The organism is Allofrancisella frigidaquae, from assembly GCF_012222825.1.
Lineage (GTDB): Bacteria > Pseudomonadota > Gammaproteobacteria > Francisellales > Francisellaceae > Francisella > Francisella frigidaquae.
Genome location: NZ_CP038017.1, coordinates 800,028 through 819,326, shown reverse-complemented (window position 1 = coordinate 819,326; position 19,299 = coordinate 800,028). Strand labels below are relative to the sequence as shown.

Sequence of the window (19,299 nt, the reverse complement as noted above, 5' to 3'; positions counted from 1 at the left end):
AAAATTTTAGAAAAATAATTTATTTTTTTGAATATTTGGTTTTTAACATAGCAAAAACTGCTCTAACAGCCATCATTTCACCACCAACTGGCTTACCAGCTGTAGAAGATAAATTCCACGCCATTATATCAAAATGAATCCAGTTTGGTGGATTGTCTCCTAAAAAATGCTCTAGAAATAAAGCTGCTTTAGTAGCTCCTGCATATGGCGATAAATCGGCATGTACTAAGTCTGCAAAGTCACTTTTTAGGTTTTTTTTGTAGCAAGTAGCTAATGGAAGCCTCCAAATGGAATCTTGAGTACTTTGACTATGGGTGTATAGTTCGCTAGCGGTGGTATCATTGTTACTAAAGAATGCAGAGATTTCAGTTCCTACTGCAACTCTAGCAGCTCCTGTTAAGGTCGTAAAATCTAATAATAAATCCAAATTTTTTTGTGATTCCTCGTAGAGAGGTTCTGCTAATATTAACCTACCTTCAGCATCAGTGTTCGTAACTTGAACAGTAGTACCATTTTTCATTTTTATGATATCACTTGGACGGAAGGATTTAGCATCTATAGAGTTTTCTACAGCTGGTATACTTAAACTTAAGCGTACTGGTAGTTGATGTTTCATAATTATATAAGCCAAACCAATAGCATTAGCAGCTCCACCCATATCTTTGTGCATAAGTTGCATAGCAGAAGCAGGTTTTATATCTAAACCACCTGTATCAAAAGCTACACCTTTACCAACTATAGAGATTCTAGGATTTTCTTTATTGCCCCAGTTTAGCCTAATTAAACGAGGTTCTCTATGGCTTGCTTTTCCTACACTATAAATACCCATATAACCCTGATTAGCAAGTTCTTGACCTACTACTTCATCAAAACTAGCATTAAATTTATTAGCTATTTTTTTTATAATTGCTGATATCTCAGCTGGACCCATATCTTCAGCTGGTGTAGAAATCATATCTCTAACGATATAACATGCTTCTATTTCCGGTAAGATATAACTGTATTCATTAGGCAATAATATTTTGACTTCATTAACATTTTTGTTTGAAGAAAGGTATTTCCCAAATCTATAAGCTCCTAATGCAAAGCCTATATAATAAAGAGCTAAATCACTTATTTCAGAATACTCTATATAGTAATTTCCTTTAACTAACTGGTTGGGTAGGTTTGCTATAGAAAACATATCATCGGTTACTATGCATATAATTCTATCTATATCGCCAGCCGAATTAGGAATAATTAAAGTCGATTGCTTTTCTCCTAAATGAGAGTTTTGGATAAATTTTTGCGTAAATTGGTTTTGATTAGTAACCCAATTCTCAAGATTATTTTTTTTAACCAAGTAAATAGGATACAAATTTGTATCTTTTTCTGTAATAAAGCAGTTTAGTTGGGTTGATATGTACATATTTATAACTCCACCTTTTGATTAAACAACAACCATTCATTAAAATCTTCTACCGTTTTTGTAGTTAATATACCAGCAGTTTTATATAAGCTTAAAAATCCTAAAATGTAATCAAATTCAGCATTGTTTAGCTCTATAAGGCGTTGGTAATATTGGTTTAATAATATGAAATATTGAGTAATGGTAGTTGTACCCTGATCATATCTTTCTTTATATTTTTCATAAGCGATCTTAGCACTAGCAGCAGATTCTCTTAATGAAAAAACTTTATTTTTTCTTAACTCTACAAATCTATAAGCATACATAGCGTCATTTTGAGCAACCCTTCCTGTTTGTATCATATCAAATTCTGATGACTGATAATTGTAAGCTGCTTCTTTAAGCTCAGCAAAGTTAGTACCACCTGATAAAATGTTCCATTCTAAATTTATTCCAAAGTAAAAAGCGTCAACAGCGCCTCTTGCCGGTAAAAAATTATCAAAAATTGGGTTACCTAGGGATGTAATAGAATTATAACCTGGTGAATACTTTATCTCAAAGTTAACCTTTGGCATAAATGGGCTAGTTGCTGACTGATAGTTATAGAATTTACTTTCTTTAGTGTGTATAGAACTTAAATATGCTGGGTTACTTCTCATAGTTAGCTCTTCCCATTCTTCTTCTGAAGATGGAGAAGGGTTTTTAAGTTCAAATTCATTACCGTATATTACAACAACATCATCATTGTTAGTAAATTTGCGTAATTCAGCACGAGCAACTTTTTCTTCTCGTTTTGCAGAAGCGTAATCAGCATCAGCTATATAATAGTTTGCTTTAGATGTCTCATAATCAGCTACATCTGTTGCTCCAGCATTATACTTATTCTCTAATTCAGTTAGATTTGTTTTAGCAGCTTTACGATTATATGCTGTGTACTCAACATTCTTTATAGCTTTAGCTAAATTAAAATAAGCATAACTAACATCATACAAAAATTGTTGATAATTTGTTCTGTAGTCTTGCTGAGCAAATTGTGCTGTTTCTTGGGCAGATTGTAAATCTTTATAGGCACCATAATCATATAAAGGTTGGGTTAAACTGACTAAACCTTTTATTGAGTTGTAAGGCCCTGTTTGAATGTATGATTGGCTATTTCTGCCTTGTAGTATATTGTTTTGGCTTATAGTTCCAGAAATATCTATTCTTGGCAATAATCTGCCCAGCTGGATAGCTGGATTCATTTGACGAGAATCAAGCTGATATCCTATATACTTATATTGAGGCGAATTATTTATAGACTGTTGTATCGTACGATTATAGTCAGCAATAGTATCTGCAGCATAGCTAGTATATAGAATAAATACATTTAGTAGTATTATTAAAAAATACTTTCGTACTAATTTCAAAATTTCCTGCTCTTAGTTTAAGTTGGATAAAATAAATTTTTGTGTTAGCTCTAGAGCTATTTGTATATTTTGAGAATTATTACCACCGCCTTGAGCCATATCTGGTCTACCACCACCTTTACCATCTATGTATTCACTTAGATATTTGGCAATGTCTCCAGCTTTTATTAAAGAGGTAATAGATTTGCTTACGCCTACTACAAACTGAACCTTACCAGCAATTATAGTGCTAAGTACCACTACGACTTTATCATTTTTTGCTTTATAGTCATCTACTTTTTCACGCAGTGTTTTTATATCAACGTCATTAATATTTGCTATAATTAAAGTTATATCATCATATTTGGTTTCTTTTATAGAACTATTTGAACCTGATAAAAGATCTTTCTTTAACTTGGAAATTAGCTTCTCTTGAGTTTTTAGTTGTTCTTGTAAAGAATATAGTTTGCTAAGGATATTAATATCATTACATTTTAGAGTATTTTTAATGTTAAAAAGCAAATTTTCTGCCTCTAGAGTATTTTTAATAGCTTGATCGGCTGTTACTGCTTCTATTCTGCGGACACCTGCGGCTATGCCGCTTTCTGATACTATTTTGAATAATCCAATCTCTCCTGTACGATTAACATGAGTGCCTCCACATAATTCTGTAGAAAAATCTCCTATAGATATCACACGTACTATATCACCATATTTTTCTCCAAATAGTGCTTCTGCACCCATTGCTTTTGCTTTTTCTTGAGTAGTTTCAATAACAGAAACCAAAAAGTTAGCTCTGATTTGAGCATTTACTAAAATTTCAATTTCTTGAATTTGCTGACGTGATATAGCTTGATCATGAACAAAGTCAAATCTTAATCTTTTAGCGTCAACCAATGAGCCTTTTTGTTCTACATGGTTACCTAATATAATTTTTAGTGTTTTATGTAGTAAATGAGTAGCACTATGATTAGCTGCTGTAGCTATTCTTATTTTATCATTCACCCTTGCAGTGACTTCATCATTGATATTTAGAGAACCTTTTACTAGTTTACCTATATGCAAAATTGCTGGACCTGATTTTTGTACATCCTCAACAATAAATTCTAAACCTACTCCTTCTAATATACCTTTATCACTAACTTGCCCACCAGATTCAGCATAAAAAGGTGTTTTATTGAGTACAACTACCACTGTGTTATCACTACTATCTAGACTTTGAACAAGTTTACCGTCTGTATATATTTCTATAACTTTAGCATCTTCAATTAAAGTTGAGTAACCTCTAAACTCTGTTTTTGTCTGTGAGCTAATAACATCATTATAATCCACACTAAATTTTCCAGCTTCTTTAGAGCGCTGTTTTTGGAGCTGCATATGCTGCTGAAAGGCTTCTTCATCGATCTTAAGACCTTTTTCTCTTGCCATATCAGCTGTTAGATCCAAAGGAAAGCCATAAGTATCATATAGCTTAAAAGCTATCTCCCCAGAAATAGTATCCCCTGTTATATTTTGTATTTCATTTTCAAAGATTTTTATACCATTCTCAACAGTTTTTAAAAACAATTCTTCCTCTTTAATTAAAGTTTTTTCTATTAAATCTTTCTTGTTAATAAGCTCTGGGTAAGCTTGTCCCATTTGATTTATTAGCTCGTTAACAAGTTTATAGAAAAAGACTTCTTTAGCACCTAGTTTATTACCATGGCGTATAGCTCTACGGATGATTCTTCTAAGTACATACCCTCTACCTTCATTAGATGGCAATACTCCATCAGCTATTAAAAAAGCACATGACCTAATATGATCTACAACCACTTTTAGAGATGGTGAATTTATATCTAAAGCGTTAGTTACTTGTTGAGCTTTCTTAATTAATGCTTGGAATAAGTCAATTTCATAATTACTATTTACATGTTGAAGTACCGCAGCTATACGCTCAAGTCCCATACCTGTATCTACAGACGGCTTTGGTAGTTCTGTCATGCTACCGTCAGCATGCCGGTTATATTGCATAAATACAATATTCCATATTTCTATATATCTATCACCATCCTCTTCAGGAGTTCCAGGTAAACCACCAGCAATATGTTCTCCATGATCGTAAAAAATTTCTGTGCATGGACCACACGGTCCAGTGTCACCCATTGACCAAAAATTATCAGATGAGTTTATCCTAATGATTCTTTCTTTTGCTAAACCAATATGCTTATGCCAAATATCAAAAGCTTCATCATCACTAGCATAAATAGTTACCCAAAGCTTTTCTATAGGTAGGTTAATCTCTTTAGTCAAAAATTCCCAAGCAAAGCTAATAGCTTCTTTTTTAAAGTAATCACCAAAGCTGAAATTTCCTAACATTTCAAAAAATGTATGGTGCCTAGCAGTATAACCAACATTATCAAGATCATTATGTTTACCACCAGCTCTCAGACATTTTTGTACAGTAACAGCTCTTGAAAAATCTCTTTTTTCAATACCTAAAAACGCATCTTTAAACTGTACCATCCCAGCATTAGTAAAAAGTAAAGTTTCATCACCAAAGGGTATTAAAGAAGAACTTGACTGGTGGCTATGATTTTTAGATTTAAAGTAATCTATAAATTTATCACGTAATGCTTTTGTTGTAATCATACAAATACTTACCTTTAATAAACAATAAAATAGCTATCGCTTCTTTATTCAAAATACTTAACATTATAAACTATTTTATCTACTAAAATAAACTCTACTAATCGTATTTATACTTAATTAGTATATAATTGCTAACAAATATAATTATTATAGAGCGGAAAATGAAAAAAAAATTAGTCATAACTATAGTTTTAACTATCATAATAATTACATCCTTCCTTATATACCATTTTATAAAGGCAGTTAAAGTAGAAGAATCTTCCAAACAAGAAGTTGCAATAACTCAACCTAGTAACTACTGTTTGATCACTTACCAAGTTTCTAAAGATAATGCAAAAACATGGCAAAAAATCACTGTAGATGATGGCAGGACTCCTTCTGAAAAAGCAGAATGCTGGAAAAAATACTTACTGCTTTTAAAAGAATTTAAAACTGATATCAAAGAAGATAAAAAATGGTATGGTGAAAATCAAAATGGTCAACTTATAACTAAACCAGCTATGAAGTTTTCTGAAAAGCCTTTTACTAAAGTTAAAAAGAGTAAGAAACCTTTAAAAAATGAAAGTACTAGTTCAATAGAAGAGCAAGGCTAGAGTTAGGATACTGCTAGACCTTTCTGCTATTTCCGTTTAACAACTATTATAGCAATCCATTATTAGTAATTTCATAAAGTTAATCAGAGATCTTTTAATATATTATTTTTATAAAATTTTTCAAGTTCAGCAAGCTCATCAGCAGCGCTTTTACCTTTTGGAGGAGGATTGTTTTGAATCTGGTTATCAAGCTTAGTTATAAGCCCCTTTAAAATTTTTTCCATACGGGCTTTATGTTCGTCCATACCACTTAGGGAGACACTAGGTTTTTTATTGCTAGGAGAAATTTCTTCATCTATTTCAATAATCCCATCACTAGGAAGGTAGTTTAAAAGAATATTATGAATTTTGCTTGCCTTTTGAGAGATTACTGACTTATAAATATTAGGAATAATAGTATTTGTCAGTAATTCAGCATAAAACTTAGTATTAAACGACGATGTATCGTAAAGCATACCTCCAACGTTAAAATTCCCTATAGAACCAATAAATACAGTTGTGGAGATACACTCGTTAAATAAATCTTTTCGTGGTGCCTCATTTGGCAGGTTATCAATATTTATATTATTTGGATTAGCTAAAGGCTTTAATGGAGGGAATGTATTCATTTTTTTATTATGATCTAATAATGCTTGTCTAATTTTACTGTTATTATCTCCTATGGTATTGAAAAATGTCTTATACACACCATAACCTTCATGCTCTCTAATTGCATTTTCTGCAGTTCTAATCAAGATCTTGGAAAAATCATTTGGAAATTTATAAATATATGTAATAAATTCTTTAATAATTCCATTTAGTTCATCTAATTCATTTGGTTTATTTTTAAACATAAAAGATATTTTGACCGTATTGAAAAAATTGACAGTAAATTTATTTTACATAGAATGGGTTATAAAGTCTTTAATTTTTACATTTTTTTAAGGCCTCTCTATCTGCTTATTCAAAACCTTACAAACTTCCCTAGCTACCCTACTAGGCAAGACGCCTATATAACCACCAAATTTTTTAGCCAAGTTATCACCTGCTAAGCCATGGACATATACAGCCAACCTACTTGCTGATAAAGTGTCTAAACCTTGAGCTAAAAATGCCCCTATAATCCCAGATAAAACGTCGCCTTGCCCTGCTACTGCCATTCCTTGATTACCAGTGGAATTTATATAAATAATATTTTCCTGGCAGATTAAACTACCAGCTCCTTTTAGTACTACAGTTGAATTATACTTTTGTGCTAGCTTTCTAACTGCTTCAAATCTGTCATCTTGAATATTCTGGGTACTACAATCCAGTAATCTAGCTGCCTCTGCTGGGTGTGGTGTTATTATCTTATTTTTTAGTTTTATAAATTTTTCTCTAATTTGTGGATTTTTAGCAATTATATTTAATGCATCAGCATCAAATATAGCTGGTTGGATTAGGTTATCTATGATTTTCTCTAGAATTTCTTGAGAATATTTAGTTGTGTCAAACCCTATACCCAAAGCTAAACTAGTATAAGTTACTATTTTTTTAATAGTACTTTCTAAATCTTTGGTCATAAGCTCAGGTGTAGTAATATCAGGGCTAAAGTCAATATCTAATGGTGTTAATGTGACTTTACCACAACCACTATATAAAGCACTAATTCCAGCTAGCTGTAATGCTCCATTCATGCCTATATTACCACCAACTATTGCTAGGCTACCATAGCTACCTTTATTAGTGTTTTTCTTCTTTCTTAAGATAATATCTAGATTTATATCTTGAATTTTATTTTTATAAACTTGGTAAGGTGTTGGTATTAACTTTATAAACGAACTATCTATTAGCTTTGCAACTGTGACCTTACCTGCATAATCTAAACCCTCTGCAGTATGCAAGCCTTGTTTATCTGCTAAAAACGTAATAGTTTCATCTGCTAAAATTGCCTCTTTATATACTTTAGCATTAAAAGCACCTAATCCACTAGGAACATCTATAGCTAATGTATATTTAGATTTGCTATTTATAGCTTTAACGATTTCTGAAATATCACTTTGTAAATCCCTATCAAGCCCTATACCAAATATACCATCTACAACTACATCATAATTACTAATATTAGGCATGTTTACCAATGGAGATTTAAGTTTAAAAAATTCAAGGTAATAGTTTTGATTTTCTGGGTGGGCTTTTTGGAAGACTCTATAGACATTAACATTATAATTTTTGTTATAAAGTTTGATAGCTGCAGCGATAGCATCACTACCATTGTTACCAGCGCCGACTATAAAAAGTATTTTTGTATCTTGTGAGAATTTTGCCATTATATGCTTGACTATTTCATCAGAAGCGTATTCTATAAGGTTTATACCCTTAGCAATAGCATATTCTTCTATATTACGATTTTGCTTTTGAGTAAGAAAACACATAGCTTTGGCGAGTTTAATTTAGAGCTTTATTGAATATAATAGAGTAAATAATGGTGTATTTGTAGGAATAAATTGGTATATACCTATGAGCAATATGATCAAGATTGCAATAAATTACTATTTATATAATTTCTAAAGGAATTTAGTGATGAATAAAAAATCAGTCTTTTATAAAATTTTCGATATCTGGGATAAGATCTTCCGGCATATCCTTAGGTGCAAATCTCTCTATAGTTTCACCATCTTTACTTATAAGAAATTTTGTAAAGTTCCATTTTATTCTTTCTGTACCAAGCACACCTTTAGCATGTTCTTTTAAATACACAAACAATGGTTCTGCGTCTTTACCATTAACGTTTGTTTTTTTCATAATTGGAAACGTTACATTATAGTTAGTCTCACAAAAATCTTTAATCTCAACATCAGTTCCTGGTTCTTGACCACCGAATGAATTACAAGGAAAGGCTATAACCTCTAAATCAGGGTATTTTTCATACAAATACTGTAAACCTTTATATTGCTTCGTAAAGCCACATTTACTAGCTACATTCACCACCAATAAAACTTTATCCTTAGGTAGGTAAAAGTCTGAACCGTCGTTTGCTGTTAATTTAAAATCATAAATGCTGTTCATTATATTTTCCTTTTTTTTATTATATACTTTTAAACTTTTTTCTCTAAATCTCTGGAGTTTGAGATTATCACATCAAAGACATTATTTACAAGCTCAGGCGAAACATCATACTGCATAGCTATAGCTTCATGAGTTTTTTTAAGCTTTGCTTCTCTGTCTGGGTCATATACAGCTAAGTTATGTTTTTTCTTATATTTACCTACTTGTTTTACTATTTGTTCTCTTTGGGCTATTAGCCTAATAATTTCTTGATCAATATTGGTAATCTTTGTTCTATATTGATCTAACGAAGGTGTGTTATGCTTTCCCATAGCAGATACACTGCCCCAACAAATTATCCCTACTATTAGTATAGTTATAGTTTTTTTCATAGTTTTAATTATTTTTGATATTTTGTATACTATAATCTTTTAAAAGGATTTTTAAAAGCCCATAATTGCTAATTTGTTAATAAAACATTTAATTACAATGACTAAAGATAGAGATTTATTAGATATTAATACTGAAAATTATCTAAAACCTAAGATATGGAAACTTTTCAATTGGATGATTTTTTGTTCATTTATGCTAGTGTTATGCTCTTACATAAATGCAATATTCTTTACTAGTGCTTTCATAGCTACAATCATGGTTTTACTAGCTATCAAACTTTATCTAATAAATAAACTACCACCTGTAAATTTCAGGATTTATATAGTAGTTTTTTTTGCAGTATTCATATTATGCGAATACAACCATTTACAAATTGTATACTATAAGTTATTTAAAATAAGCAACCTTGATTATACTAATCTGATAACTGATCCAGGAATCTTTGTAGGAGCTTTATGCAACATAGTTTTTACAACTAAAATCCAAGTAGCTCCTACTTTATTTTTTAGTGAAGAATTTATAGCTTGGGCTCAATCATATCTACAAGTCTCTTCATCGGAAGTGGTTCTTCATATTGATGCTATATTTTTTATAATATTTGGTTATATAGTACCAGTATTAATTAATGCCTTTTATGCAATGCTTTGCGGCGTAATAAGTGTAAGGACAAAACAATTGCTCAGAAAATAAACTAGAAATAAAAGAAAATTCACTGTAGGCAATTTATGAAAAAAAACCACTGTCTGTGGTACTCGCAACTGGATTCGAACCAGTGACCCCTACCATGTCAAGGTAGTACTCTAACCAACTGAGCTATGCGAGTAAATCGAGCATAATTATAGGTCTTTTTTTTGTTGATGTCAATGTTTTACAAATTGACAAAAACACTATCACAAAACCCAGTCATTGAAGCAAGTACAACATTATTTTCTATTTCGATATTAGCATTTTAAAGCTCTTTTTTTATACCATCTAATAAAAACCACTGTCCCATCTGCTTAGGTGAGTTAAAAATTATACCATGCTTAACAAATACTTCCTGGACTTCTTCAACTTGATTTTCTATGATTCCAGATAGAGCAAGTCTTCCACATTGCTTTAGACTACCAGCTATATTTTCAACTAAGCTTATTAATACATTTGAAAAAATATTTGCTACAATCAGATCAAATTCTTGTGTTGGTGGCTTATCACTAAAATGTATCTTATCAACAATACCATTTTCTTTAGCATTTTTCTGTGAAGATTCAAGAGAATTAGGATCTATATCTATACCTTGAGCATAACTAGCACCTAATTTGATTGCTCCAATAGTAAGTATACCTGTACCACAGCCATAATCTAAAACAAGGGAATCTTTAGTTACATGCTTTTCTAACCACTCAAGACACATTTTAGTGGTTTCATGATTACCACAGCCAAAAGCAATACTTGGATCAACTATTATATACGTAGCTTTATTATCTTTAGGCAATTCACGCCAGTTTGGATACACTATAATATTTTCACCAATTTTTATTGGTTCATAATCATATAACCAAGCAGCTTCCCACTGCTGGCCTTTGATAACCTCATAATCAATCTGACTTTCTAAGATATTCTCAAACTCTTTTTCAAGAGTAGCTATTATCATAGCTATATTATGATGATTTTCATATAACACTATAACGTTAACAATATCATTTGGCTTATCAATCTTAGTTATAGATCCAACCCCATTATTAAAAAGATAATCTTCAACAAGATCAAAAAAATTAGATTTTATCTCAAATTGTAATTGGTGCCACTGTTGCATTTAAAGCTATATTCTAGAAATTAATTAAATTGAAAGTTATTATACAATATATTATGGCTGACTATAAGACCAAAAAAGTCTGTTTGCATCATCTGATGGACTAAATTCAGTCTCTCTGTTATCTATATATTCGCCATATCTAGAGTTTATAAACTCTCTATCTGGCGGCACATATGCAGCACCTTCAGCACGCTCTTCTTTAACCTCTGGACCATCATACATATTGTATGGATCAGCTGGGCGCATGTAGGCATAACTCATACCCAAGCTTAGGATTCCTATTGTTATTAAAGTTAATTTTTTCATAATATATCTCCTTACAAAGACTTATTAGCCTACTTTCCATTATAACCTGTTTGCTACTTATATGAAAAAAATTTAACTCTTAGAGAAATATTTTTTGTTAAAATAATTTCTAGGCAAACTCATACCTAATCAAACAAATGCAAGAATATAATGGGAAATATAATAAAAAAGCTATTCTTTTAGTTAACCTAGGGACACCTGATAATTATGATATAAAATCCATAAAAAAATATCTTAAAGAATTTTTATCAGATAAACGAGTTATAGAAGCTAATCCTATTTTATGGAAGCTAATTTTAAACCTTATAGTCCTACCTATTCGCTCCAAAAAGAATGTTCATAACTATAACAAAGTTTGGAACAAGGAACATAACAAATCACCTTTACTACTATATACAGAAAAGCTAGCTAAAAAATTAAATCAAAGGCTTGAAAACCACATTGTCGACTACGCCATGAGATACGGTAATCCTAGTATTGAGGCTAAAATTAAAGCTCTACATGAGCAAGGTGCTACTGAAATAGCAATATTCCCACTATATCCACAATACTCTGCTACTACTACGGCTACAGTTTATGACGAAGTATATAAAGTTTTAACCAAACTTCGATGGCAACCAACTATAAAAGGTATAAACCCTTATTATGATAATAAACATTATATTGAAGCTATTAGTCAACAGGTTAGTCAACACTTGCAAAAATTAAGCTATATCCCAGATACAGTTTTATTCTCATTTCATGGTTTGCCAAAAGAGTATTTTGATGCTGGCGACCCTTACTATTGTCATTGTCATAAAACTTATCGTTTAGTTAAAGAATCTTTAGAAACTGAATATCCAAATATGGATTTTGAGCTATCTTTTCAATCACGATTTGGGCCTAAAAAATGGTTAGAACCATACACTACAGCAAAGTTAGAAGGTTTTGCTAACCAAAATAAAAAGGTTGTTTTAATAGCGCCTGGATTTAGTGTTGATTGCTTAGAAACTCTAGAAGAACTTGCTATTACAGAAAAGCAAAATTTTATAAAAAATGGTGGCGAAAAATTTAGTCTAATCCCATGCTTAAACGATTCTCAAGCTCACGTTGAAATGTTACACAAAATACTAATCCAAGAACTATGAAAAAAATTGCTATCCACTGGTTTAGGCAAGATTTACGCCTGGCTGATAACCCAGCTCTTAGTCACGCAAGCCAAGCTGATGAAACTATAGCTATATATATTTTTGATGAAAAGCGTCTTATTGGTGGAGCAAGTAAACTATGGTTACACTACTCATTAACAAAGCTAAATGAGTCTCTTAATAACAAACTTAATACCTATATAGGTAATCCTCTTGAAATTGTGAAAACACTTGTCAAAGAAAATAGTATTACTGACTTCTATTGGAATAGATGCTATGACAAATATAGTGTCGATAGAGACACTCAAATTAAACAACTTCTCCAAGAACATAATATAAATGTTAAAAGCTTCAATAGCAGTTTACTTATAGAACCATGGCAATGTAAAAAAGCTGATGGCACACACTATAAAGTTTATACACCATTTTATAAAGAACTTATTAAAATTAGAGAAAATAGACCAAACCTTGGAAAACCAAAATTTAAAAAGCTTACAAAATTAGCTAAGGCAGTTAGTCTAGATTCTTTAGGTCTACTAAAACCAAAACACTCATGGCAAGAAATTATCAAACAGTGGAAAGTTGGTGAAGAAGCAGCTGTCAATATATTGGAGCGATTTTTAGATGAAAAAATTAAAGACTATAAAGTAGCGCGTGATTATATGAGTTTAGATGCAACATCAAACTTATCGCCACACCTACACTTTGGTGAAATATCACCAAATCAGATCTATAATGCTGTACAAAATTTAGATTTAATAGGCAAAAATGAAGAGCATTTTATAAAAGAACTAGTCTGGCGTGATTTTTGTTATTACCAAGCTTATTACTACCCTGATTTAGATCATAAAAATATCAATCCAAAATTTGATAAATTTGAATGGCAAAGTGACCAAAACCTACTAAAAAAATGGCAACAGGGACAAACAGGCATACCTATAGTAGATGCGGGTATACGTCAACTTTGGCAAACTGGTCATATGCACAATCGTGTACGTATGATAACTGCTAGCTTTTTGGTTAAAAATTGCTTAATACACTGGAAAGAAGGTGAAAAATGGTTTTTTGATACTCTTTTTGATGCGGATTTTGCTAGTAATAATGCTAATTGGCAATGGGTAGCTGGCTGTGGACTTGATGCAGCGCCCTACTTTAGAATATTTAATCCAGTTTTGCAAGCAGAAAAATTTGAAGCGTATGATTATATTCGCAAATTTGTACCAGAATTAAAAAATTTACCAGACAAATATTTGATAAAGCCATGGGAGGCTAGTGAAGCTATGTTAAAAGAAGCCAAAATTACGCTAGGTGAAACTTATCCAAAACCTATAGTTGACCTTAAAATATCTAGAGAAAGGGCTCTAAGAAGATATAAAAGCTTATAAAATAATCTAAAATATACTTCGAGCCTTTCCACTTAACTGTGTAAATTCACTTACATGAATCTCTGAATTCTATGCTCAAACTCGATAGCGAAATAAGGCATAGCCTCATTCCAATATTTAACAGGCATAGACCATTTTTTAGTCAAATAATCTATAGCCAAGTACAAAGATTTGAAAACAGAGTCATCTTTAGGAAATAGCTTTTTATTCTTAATGACTTTCCTAAACTGGCTATTAAGCGATTCAATCGCATTAGTAGTGTAAATAACTTTACGAATTTTTGGAGGATATTGCAAGAATACAGTTAAATTATCCCAATTATTTATCCATGACTTTGAAATTAAAGGATATTTAGTATCATATTTATTTGCAAAGTTATCAAGCTCAGATTGAGCTATTGCAATGGTATCAGCATCATATATTTTCTTTAACTCTCTAGCTACCTCTTTCTTGTCTTTATATGGCACATACTTAAGACTATTACGAATTTGATGAACGATACAAAGCTGATGCTTTGTCTCAGGGTATATAGCTTGTATAGCATCAGACATGCCTTTTAAATTATCAGTACATGCTATAAATATATCCTGTAAGCCTCTATTCTTTAATTCAGTAAAAACACTAAGCCAATATTTAGCACCTTCATTTTGACTGATCCAAAGACCTAATACATCCTTATGACCAGTTAACGATATGCCAAGAGCCACATACACAGCTTTATTAATAATATGCTTGTCTTCTCTAACTTTAACGACTATACAGTCAAAAAACACTATTGGATAAACTGACTCTAAAGGTCTATTTTGCCATGCTTTAACATCATCAATAATAGCTTCTGTAACATCACTTATAAAGCTTGTACTTATCTTTGTATCATATAACTCAAATAACTGTTGTTGGATATCTGTAGTACTCATACCTTTAGCATACAAAGATATAATTTTTTGGTCTAAGCCGTTTATCTTGGTGACTCTTTTGGGAACTATTTGAGGTTCAAAGTCACTATCTCTATCTCGTGGAACTGATATTTCCAAATTACCTGTGTCTGTAGCTAATGTCTTGTTACTATAGCCATTCCTAGCATTTGATGAATTAGTCCTTTGGTGTTTTGAATAACCAAGATGACTATTCATTTCTGCATCTAGTGCTTTTTCTAATAATCGTTTTGTTAGTTGCTTTAGCAAACCATCTTTCTCAAACATTTGATTAATATCAACACCTGAATCTATTATTTGATCTGCAATAGCTGTGTAAATATCTTCTGACTTCTTATTCTTAGACATTGTTTCTATCCTTAATATTTCGCTAGAAATAATCTAGCAGGTTAATTAAGAATTTACACATTTATTTGGAAAGTCCCTATACTTCTTAACTAAGCCTTTTAGGTTATAGAATTTCCTTTATAGTATTTAAAATATCTCTAGCTATTTCTTGCTTATGTTTATTTCCAAACTCTAAACTACCATCGTTCATCTTAGAAAAAATAGTTATACTACTACTATCTTGACCTAGTACAGATATATTATTAGCGATCACCATATCTAAGTTCTTCTTTTCTAGTTTCGCTTTAGCATACTCTATTATATTTTGTGACTCTGCTGCAAACCCTATAGCAAATATTCCTGGGTAATGTTTTTTACAATTAGCTAAGATATCAGGGTTTTTTACAAACTCTAGAGTTAAAATTTCATCACTTTTTTTTATTTTATGCTCAAATTTTTGTTTTATTTTATAATCAGCTACTGCTGCACACCCTATAAATATATCTTTGTCTTTTGCTAGCTCTAACATAGTTATATTCATACTATCAGCACTAAGTGTCTCAACTATCTTTAAGTTAGGATGTCTAATACTAAAATCTATAGTTGTTTTAGCTTTTAAAACAGTAATTTGCGCTCCTCTTAGTAAAAATTCTTTGATTAGCTCAAAACCCATTTTTCCAGAACTATAGTTAGACAAATACCGAACACCATCTATATCCTCAACTGTAGCACCAACTGTTAGTAATACTTTTTTATCTTTAAAATCTTGCGATCCTGTTAGTAGCTCAAATAACTGTTCAGGTTCATGTAACCTACCGTATCCAATATCACCACAAGCTTGTTCTCCCTGGTCTGGCGAAATTATATTAAAGCCTAAACTTTGTAATTTTGATATATTTTCTTGAGTAAGTTTATTCTGCCACATATTTACATTCATAGCTGGAGCTATATAAACTTTAGAGTAATCATTATTTGCAAGTAGGCACTGACTTAATAAGTCACTAGCAAAACCAGTAGCAAATTTAGCTATCGAATTAGCAGATGCAGGTACAATTATTATTTTGTCAGCCCAACGTGATAAGTGTATATGCGCCATACTTTGCTCATACGAATACATATCTAAATTGCAATCGGTATAAACTTGACAACCCAAAGCAACTAAAAGCTCTGGCTTAATAAATTCTAATCCACCTTTTGTGATAATACTCTTACACTCGTAACCACTTTTTATAAATAGTCGCATAAGGCCAATAGCCTTAAAAGCAGATACACTACCAGTTACACCAAACAAAATTTTATTAGACATTTTGTAGCTCTCTAAATAAACATCCTTTAAGAACTAGAAATAAATTATACAGCCAAATCAGATGTGTAACTATATATAATGACAGTTCCTTATTTATAGAATGCGTTTTCTTTTATAAATAAATATTATCAATAACACCATAAACGCTATAGCTACAGCCATAGTGTTTATATTACTTCTAAAAGTATTTTCATCTGTGATCCAGTATGCAAGTACCATCCCAAAAAAAATACTACTAGTCCGACCTAATGCAAAGATCATGTTACAAGAGAGAGACCTAACCTCTGTGGGAAATTCTCCAGCAGCGTATTGGGCCCACATTATATTATAACCACCTCCTATTAAGCCTATAACTACTCCATAGAAGAATATTGTAGCTGAAGATATATAACTATATATAAATATGCTTAGTAAAAAAATAATTATGTTTATTATAAAAAATAAGTTTGGAGTTTTAAAAAACTGGTTGTAAATACCGCTTAAAATACAACTTATAATGTTCCCTGTAAAAAAGCCAAATAAAAATACTTTTACTAAGATGGCAAAATCAATCTCGGAAGAGATAAACCTTACTAAAGCAAACATAACTGTTATTACGAAAAAATATGGTATTGTTATTAAAAAGTTTAACAGTAAAGGTTTACTATAATTTTTGAACAAGAAAAATATGTTACCAGCGTTTTTAAATTTATCAGACGCATATAAGTGTATAAAATGTGGAGATTCTTCTAATACTTTCCTAATAGCATATATCCCTAAACCAGCAACCCCTCCAAATATAAACATAAATTTGTAAGAAAAAACTCCAAAAAGTGTTGCTACAATACCCCCAAGAACTCCTAGTATATACAAGAGACTCATTCCCCAAGCAGCTAATTTAGGTGGGAAAAATTCAACTATAAGTACTGTAGATACAGCAAACTCACTAGCTAATCCTAAGTAAGCCAAAAATCTTAAGGATAAAAAGACATAAATACTACTAACAAATATTGACAATATAGTAGTAACAGAATAAAGCAGTATACTATATTTAATTACTGTAATCCTGCCAAATCTATCTGCTAATATACCAAATAATATTGCCCCTATTAATATACCGGCCATTTGCACATTATTGGTTAGGTAATACATCTGTTGTATAGATGTTGAATTTAAAACACCAAACTGCTCTTTGAACAAATCTACATAAGAAACGCTCATTACAGTTAAATCATAAAAATCTATAAAATAACCTAAGCATAAAATAGCAAGAATCCATTTAGTATTTTTTTTCATATGAATGAATCTAATTTAATAAAACTAAAACAATATTATAAGAGCAAAAAATTTATATAGCTATAGCCAATTTATTTATTAATACTGTTACAAAACAAAATGCTTAAAAATATCAACAACGTGGTTGATAACGTAGTAGTTTATGGCAAATTAACTTATATCAATCGACAATAATGTTTTTCTCATTAGCAGTTGCTTTACAAAAAGTCACATAACGTTTGTCTGTTACTATCCAATAAAATATAGCTCCAATAAAACCTTCTAACAGATAGTTATCAAGCGGTGCAACAATAGCTAAAAATATTATAAATGGAAGAATTAGACAAGCCAATTTTTTAAAACCTACTCTTTTGTATTCAATACTTCCATATAGAGCCATTAATATTACTAATACTATACTCATATTAATATTTGTTTGAACCTCAATAGTATTTAAAAGTAAAGTTAAAAGTACAAATACTACCAAACCAAATAAGCGTGTACGAGGTGCTAAAGCACCCATACTAATTGGAGCAGCCATATAGCCTATTATATGAAGGCCTGTTACAATTATCATTAAGCCCGCCCAATTATCTGAAAATAATAAAAATATTGCTGATAAGCAAAAATTAGCAAGCAATGATCTTCTAGAGACATTAACTTTGGGTGTTATTTTTGCAAAGTATCTCGGCATTTGTCCTTCAGAAGACATCGCATAAAGCATCCTAGAAGATGCCCCTAGATAGCTATAACCTGTCGCAGATGGGCTTAAAATACTATCAGCGATCAATAAAAAAGCTATATAACCTAACCCCAACATAGTAGCTAGCTGCAACAATGGCGACTCAAAATCTAAACCTGACCAACCGCCTTTTTCTACCAAATAAGCATGTGGCACTGCTTGCATAAAAGCGTATTGTAAAGCTGTATATAAAGCCAATACCAAAATTAATGCTATTATAATAGCTAGAGGTACGTTTCTACTAGGATTCTTAACTTCACTGGCATAAGCTACTACTGTTTGGAAACCATTAAAAGAATATATCAAACCACCTGCAACAATAGCAGTTAAAGCGTTAGAAAATCCAAAGTTGCTATTGTTAGGAATCTCTGAAGAAAACATACTAACATGCTCATTGCTATGTGTAACAGCATATATTATAAATATTATTACAATAAGAACTGGTACAAACATCTTAAAAACTGTAATAGCATTATTAACTTTAGATAAGAGTTTAACTCCATAAAAATTAACTAATAGATATAATGCTAGAATAAATAAAGCAAAAAGCTCCCCTGGAAAGGTAAGAGCATTATCTGTCATAAGCCAGGTCATACTCTTTACTCCAGCAAGATATTGAGTAGTAGCTAATGCTTCAGTAGAAATAACTACAACTATTCCAAACCAGTTTGCAAATGCAAATGGCATGGCGAAGATACTGTTGTGAGAAATAGAGCCTTTCCACTTA

Annotated in this window: 16 protein-coding genes, 1 tRNA gene and 1 pseudogene; 4 read left to right on the top strand and 14 right to left on the bottom strand. The window is 31.3% G+C overall.

The genetic code is table 11. The features are described from left to right. Nucleotides 1-19 precede the first annotated feature (19 nt). From E3E15_RS03805 to alaS, 3 genes are read right to left on the bottom strand one after another with little or no spacing between them, the layout of a single operon-like run. Nucleotides 20-1,408, bottom strand: coding sequence for a M17 family metallopeptidase (locus E3E15_RS03805; RefSeq protein WP_172106637.1), 1,389 nt, complete (start codon nt 1,406-1,408; stop codon nt 20-22). Between the two features lie 2 nt (nt 1,409-1,410). Then, nucleotides 1,411-2,793, bottom strand: coding sequence for a TolC family protein (locus tag E3E15_RS03800; RefSeq protein ID WP_172106636.1), 1,383 nt, complete (start codon nt 2,791-2,793; stop codon nt 1,411-1,413). 12 nt (nt 2,794-2,805) lie between these two features. Further along, complete coding sequence (gene alaS, locus E3E15_RS03795; RefSeq protein ID WP_172106635.1) at nt 2,806-5,403, bottom strand: alanine--tRNA ligase; 2,598 nt, start codon at nt 5,401-5,403, stop codon at nt 2,806-2,808. A 161-nt stretch (nt 5,404-5,564) separates the two neighbouring features. On the opposite strand from alaS, the gene E3E15_RS03790 reads away from it, so the two are divergent. Continuing rightward, nucleotides 5,565-5,996 carry a hypothetical protein gene (locus E3E15_RS03790; RefSeq protein WP_172106634.1) on the top strand — a complete coding sequence of 144 codons (432 nt, stop codon included), beginning with the start codon at nt 5,565-5,567 and terminating at the stop codon, nt 5,994-5,996. 83 nt (nt 5,997-6,079) lie between these two features. Here E3E15_RS03790 and E3E15_RS03785 read toward each other — a convergent pair whose 3' ends face one another. The 4 genes from E3E15_RS03785 to E3E15_RS03770 all read right to left on the bottom strand — a co-directional run bounded on the left by E3E15_RS03785 (nt 6,080) and on the right by E3E15_RS03770 (nt 9,394). Continuing rightward, nucleotides 6,080-6,829 carry a hypothetical protein gene (locus E3E15_RS03785; protein WP_172106633.1) on the bottom strand — a complete coding sequence of 250 codons (750 nt, stop codon included), beginning with the start codon at nt 6,827-6,829 and terminating at the stop codon, nt 6,080-6,082. Between the two features lie 87 nt (nt 6,830-6,916). Further along, on the bottom strand, nt 6,917-8,389 hold the full coding sequence (locus E3E15_RS03780) for an NAD(P)H-hydrate dehydratase (protein WP_172106632.1): 1,473 nt from the start codon (nt 8,387-8,389) through the stop codon (nt 6,917-6,919). 160 nt (nt 8,390-8,549) lie between these two features. Continuing rightward, entirely contained in the window at nt 8,550-9,023 is a 474-nt protein-coding gene (locus E3E15_RS03775) for a glutathione peroxidase (RefSeq protein WP_035719047.1), read from the bottom strand. Between the two features lie 29 nt (nt 9,024-9,052). Then, nucleotides 9,053-9,394, bottom strand: a complete 342-nt coding sequence (locus E3E15_RS03770; protein ID WP_035719046.1) for a chorismate mutase — start codon at nt 9,392-9,394, stop codon at nt 9,053-9,055. 97 nt (nt 9,395-9,491) lie between these two features. Here E3E15_RS03770 and E3E15_RS07900 point away from each other — a divergent pair, with 97 nt between their 5' ends. Then, nucleotides 9,492-10,085 carry a hypothetical protein gene (locus tag E3E15_RS07900; protein ID WP_245313676.1) on the top strand — a complete coding sequence of 198 codons (594 nt, stop codon included), beginning with the start codon at nt 9,492-9,494 and terminating at the stop codon, nt 10,083-10,085. Between the two features lie 56 nt (nt 10,086-10,141). Here the strand turns inward: E3E15_RS07900 and E3E15_RS03760 are convergent. The 3 genes from E3E15_RS03760 to E3E15_RS03750 form a co-directional block, all read right to left on the bottom strand. After that, nucleotides 10,142-10,218 (bottom strand) — tRNA-Val (locus E3E15_RS03760). 126 nt (nt 10,219-10,344) lie between these two features. Further along, entirely contained in the window at nt 10,345-11,190 is an 846-nt protein-coding gene (prmA, locus tag E3E15_RS03755; protein ID WP_172106631.1) for a 50S ribosomal protein L11 methyltransferase, read from the bottom strand. Nucleotides 11,191-11,241: 51 nt separating this feature from the next. Beyond that, nucleotides 11,242-11,496, bottom strand: coding sequence for a hypothetical protein (locus E3E15_RS03750; RefSeq protein ID WP_035719043.1), 255 nt, complete (start codon nt 11,494-11,496; stop codon nt 11,242-11,244). 137 nt (nt 11,497-11,633) lie between these two features. Between E3E15_RS03750 and hemH the strand changes: the two genes are divergently transcribed. Together hemH and E3E15_RS03740 are read left to right on the top strand one after the other, a co-directional pair. Then, nucleotides 11,634-12,623 (top strand): ferrochelatase, encoded by a 990-nt coding sequence (gene hemH / locus E3E15_RS03745; RefSeq protein WP_172106630.1) that lies wholly within the window; start codon nt 11,634-11,636, stop codon nt 12,621-12,623. Then, on the top strand, nt 12,620-14,008 hold the full coding sequence (locus E3E15_RS03740) for a cryptochrome/photolyase family protein (RefSeq protein ID WP_172106629.1): 1,389 nt from the start codon (nt 12,620-12,622) through the stop codon (nt 14,006-14,008). The genes hemH and E3E15_RS03740 overlap by 4 nt, the downstream gene beginning before the upstream one ends. A 50-nt stretch (nt 14,009-14,058) precedes the next feature. Here E3E15_RS03740 and E3E15_RS03735 read toward each other — a convergent pair whose 3' ends face one another. From E3E15_RS03735 to E3E15_RS03720, 4 genes and pseudogenes are all read right to left on the bottom strand, one after another. After that, nucleotides 14,059-15,291 carry an IS256 family transposase gene (locus E3E15_RS03735; RefSeq protein WP_172106156.1) on the bottom strand — a complete coding sequence of 411 codons (1,233 nt, stop codon included), beginning with the start codon at nt 15,289-15,291 and terminating at the stop codon, nt 14,059-14,061. A 103-nt stretch (nt 15,292-15,394) separates the two neighbouring features. Beyond that, entirely contained in the window at nt 15,395-16,576 is a 1,182-nt protein-coding gene (coaBC, locus tag E3E15_RS03730) for a bifunctional phosphopantothenoylcysteine decarboxylase/phosphopantothenate--cysteine ligase CoaBC (RefSeq protein WP_172106628.1), read from the bottom strand. Nucleotides 16,577-16,669: 93 nt separating this feature from the next. Then, nucleotides 16,670-17,851, bottom strand: a complete 1,182-nt coding sequence (locus E3E15_RS03725; protein WP_035719034.1) for an MFS transporter — start codon at nt 17,849-17,851, stop codon at nt 16,670-16,672. 160 nt (nt 17,852-18,011) lie between these two features. Further along, nucleotides 18,012-19,286, bottom strand: a pseudogene (locus E3E15_RS03720) (APC family permease); the annotation flags it as partial. Nucleotides 19,287-19,299: the final 13 nt, after the last annotated feature.

Bases quoted from the DNA above. Each gene is read 5' to 3' on its own strand.
- E3E15_RS03805 (WP_172106637.1), bottom strand. From the start codon at position 1,408: ATGTACATATCAACCCAACTAAACTGCTTTATTACAGAAAAAGATACA.
- alaS (WP_172106635.1), bottom strand. From the start codon at position 5,403: ATGATTACAACAAAAGCATTACGTGATAAATTTATAGATTACTTTAAA.
- E3E15_RS03790 (WP_172106634.1), top strand. From the start codon at position 5,565: ATGAAAAAAAAATTAGTCATAACTATAGTTTTAACTATCATAATAATT.
- E3E15_RS03785 (WP_172106633.1), bottom strand. From the start codon at position 6,829: ATGTTTAAAAATAAACCAAATGAATTAGATGAACTAAATGGAATTATT.
- E3E15_RS03780 (WP_172106632.1), bottom strand. From the start codon at position 8,389: ATGTGTTTTCTTACTCAAAAGCAAAATCGTAATATAGAAGAATATGCT.
- E3E15_RS03775 (WP_035719047.1), bottom strand. From the start codon at position 9,023: ATGAACAGCATTTATGATTTTAAATTAACAGCAAACGACGGTTCAGAC.
- E3E15_RS03770 (WP_035719046.1), bottom strand. From the start codon at position 9,394: ATGAAAAAAACTATAACTATACTAATAGTAGGGATAATTTGTTGGGGC.
- E3E15_RS07900 (WP_245313676.1), top strand. From the start codon at position 9,492: ATGACTAAAGATAGAGATTTATTAGATATTAATACTGAAAATTATCTA.
- prmA (WP_172106631.1), bottom strand. From the start codon at position 11,190: ATGCAACAGTGGCACCAATTACAATTTGAGATAAAATCTAATTTTTTT.
- E3E15_RS03750 (WP_035719043.1), bottom strand. From the start codon at position 11,496: ATGAAAAAATTAACTTTAATAACAATAGGAATCCTAAGCTTGGGTATG.
- hemH (WP_172106630.1), top strand. From the start codon at position 11,634: ATGCAAGAATATAATGGGAAATATAATAAAAAAGCTATTCTTTTAGTT.
- E3E15_RS03740 (WP_172106629.1), top strand. From the start codon at position 12,620: ATGAAAAAAATTGCTATCCACTGGTTTAGGCAAGATTTACGCCTGGCT.
- E3E15_RS03735 (WP_172106156.1), bottom strand. From the start codon at position 15,291: ATGTCTAAGAATAAGAAGTCAGAAGATATTTACACAGCTATTGCAGAT.
- coaBC (WP_172106628.1), bottom strand. From the start codon at position 16,576: ATGTCTAATAAAATTTTGTTTGGTGTAACTGGTAGTGTATCTGCTTTT.
- E3E15_RS03725 (WP_035719034.1), bottom strand. From the start codon at position 17,851: ATGAAAAAAAATACTAAATGGATTCTTGCTATTTTATGCTTAGGTTAT.